This is a genomic window from Cytobacillus stercorigallinarum (assembly GCF_014836495.1).
In the GTDB taxonomy this organism is placed as follows: Bacteria; Bacillota; Bacilli; order Bacillales; family Cytobacillaceae; genus Cytobacillus; species Cytobacillus stercorigallinarum.
In genome coordinates this window covers 1-2,903 of sequence record NZ_JACSQT010000032.1, presented here as the reverse complement: position 1 = coordinate 2,903, position 2,903 = coordinate 1, and the positions used below count along the sequence as shown (strand labels likewise).

Annotated in this window: 1 rRNA gene; it reads right to left on the bottom strand. The window is 52.4% G+C overall.

The annotated features are described in order from the left end of the window. Positions 1-2,897, bottom strand: a 23S ribosomal RNA gene (locus H9655_RS22240); the annotation flags it as partial. Positions 2,898-2,903: the final 6 nt, after the last annotated feature.

The following is a 2,903-nucleotide window of genomic DNA, read 5'->3' as shown; positions in this document are numbered from 1 at the left end:
CATGTGTCGCCACACTTCCACCTCTAACCTATCAACCTGATCATCTTTCAGGGATCTTACTAGCTTGCGCTATGGGAAATCTCATCTCGAGGGGGGCTTCATGCTTAGATGCTTTCAGCACTTATCCCTTCCGCACATAGCTACCCAGCGATGCCTTTGGCAAGACAACTGGTACACCAGCGGTGCGTCCATCCCGGTCCTCTCGTACTAAGGACAGCTCCTCTCAAATTTCCTGCGCCCACGACGGATAGGGACCGAACTGTCTCACGACGTTCTGAACCCAGCTCGCGTACCGCTTTAATGGGCGAACAGCCCAACCCTTGGGACCGACTACAGCCCCAGGATGCGATGAGCCGACATCGAGGTGCCAAACCTCCCCGTCGATGTGGACTCTTGGGGGAGATAAGCCTGTTATCCCCGGGGTAGCTTTTATCCGTTGAGCGATGGCCCTTCCATGCGGAACCACCGGATCACTAAGCCCGACTTTCGTCCCTGCTCGACTTGTAGGTCTCGCAGTCAAGCTCCCTTGTGCCTTTACACTCTACGAATGATTTCCAACCATTCTGAGGGAACCTTTGGGCGCCTCCGTTACTCTTTAGGAGGCGACCGCCCCAGTCAAACTGCCCACCTGACACTGTCTCCCATCCCGATAAGGGATGTGGGTTAGAATTTCAATACAGCGGGGGTAGTATCCCACCGACGCCTCCACCGAAGCTAGCGCTCCGGCTTCTAAGGCTCCTACCTATCCTGTACAAGCTGTACCAAAATTCAATATCAGGCTACAGTAAAGCTCCACGGGGTCTTTCCGTCCTGTCGCGGGTAACCTGCATCTTCACAGGTACTATAATTTCACCGAGTCTCTCGTTGAGACAGTGCCCAGATCGTTACGCCTTTCGTGCGGGTCGGAACTTACCCGACAAGGAATTTCGCTACCTTAGGACCGTTATAGTTACGGCCGCCGTTTACTGGGGCTTCGATTCAAAGCTTCGCGTGAGCTAACCTCTCCTCTTAACCTTCCAGCACCGGGCAGGCGTCAGCCCCTATACTTCGCCTTGCGGCTTCGCAGAGACCTGTGTTTTTGCTAAACAGTCGCCTGGGCCTATTCACTGCGGCTCATCAAGGCTTTAACACCCTAATGAGCACCCCTTCTCCCGAAGTTACGGGGTCATTTTGCCGAGTTCCTTAACGAGAGTTCTCTCGCTCACCTTAGGATTCTCTCCTCGCCTACCTGTGTCGGTTTGCGGTACGGGCACCTTATTCCTCGCTAGAGGCTTTTCTTGGCAGTGTGGAATCAAGAACTTCGGTACTAAATTTCCCTCGCTATCACAGCTCAAGGTATGTGACCATGGGATTTGCCTCATGGTCCCTCTAACTGCTTAGACGCACATCCAATAGTGCGCTTACCCTATCCTCCTGCGTCCCCCCATCACTCAAACAGAATACGGTGGTACAGGAATATCAACCTGTTGTCCATCGCCTACGCTTTTCAGCCTCGGCTTAGGTCCCGACTAACCCTGAGCGGACGAGCCTTCCTCAGGAAACCTTAGGCATTCGGTGGATGGGATTCTCACCCATCTTTCGCTACTCATACCGGCATTCTCACTTCTAAGCGCTCCACCAGTCCTTACGGTCTAGCTTCAACGCCCTTAGAACGCTCTCCTACCACTGAACATCTACGATGTTCAATCCACAGCTTCGGTGATACGTTTAGCCCCGGTACATTTTCGGCGCGGAGTCACTCGACCAGTGAGCTATTACGCACTCTTTAAATGGTGGCTGCTTCTAAGCCAACATCCTGGTTGTCTAAGCAACTCCACATCCTTTTCCACTTAACGTATACTTTGGGACCTTAGCTGGTGGTCTGGGCTGTTTCCCTCTTGACTACGGATCTTATCACTCGCAGTCTGACTCCCATGGATAAATCTTTGGCATTCGGAGTTTGTCTGAATTCGGTAACCCGATGAGGGCCCCTAGTCCAAACAGTGCTCTACCTCCAAGATTCTTACGCATGAGGCTAGCCCTAAAGCTATTTCGGAGAGAACCAGCTATCTCCAAGTTCGATTGGAATTTCTCCGCTACCCACACCTCATCCCCGCACTTTTCAACGTACGTGGGTTCGGGCCTCCATCCAGTGTTACCTGGACTTCACCCTGGACATGGGTAGATCACCTGGTTTCGGGTCTACGACCACATACTATATTCGCCCTATTCAGACTCGCTTTCGCTACGGCTCCGTCTGTCCAACTTAACCTCGCATGTAATCGTAACTCGCCGGTTCATTCTACAAAAGGCACGCTATCACCCATTAACGGGCTCTAACTACTTGTAGGCACACGGTTTCAGGATCTCTTTCACTCCCCTTCCGGGGTGCTTTTCACCTTTCCCTCACGGTACTGGTTCACTATCGGTCACTAGGGAGTATTTAGCCTTGGGAGATGGTCCTCCCTGCTTCCGACGGGATTTCTCGTGTCCCGCCGTACTCAGGATCCACTCTGGAGGGAACGAAGTTTCGACTACAGGGCTTTTACCTCCTATGGCGGGCCTTTCCAGACCTCTTCGTCTATCTCGTTCCTTTGTAACTCCGTATAGAATGTCCTACAACCCCAAGAGGCAAGCCTCTTGGTTTGGGCTAATCCCGTTTCGCTCGCCGCTACTCAGGGAATCGCGTTTGCTTTCTCTTCCTCCGGGTACTTAGATGTTTCAGTTCCCCGGGTCTGCCTTCCATACCCTATGTATTCAGGTATGGATCCTATCCCATAACGGATAGGGGGTTTCCCCATTCGGAAATCTCCGGATCAAAGCTTACTTACAGCTCCCCGAAGCATATCGGTGTTAGTCCCGTCCTTCATCGGCTCCTAGTGCCAAGGCATTCACCGTGCGCCCTTATTAACTTAACCTATGTT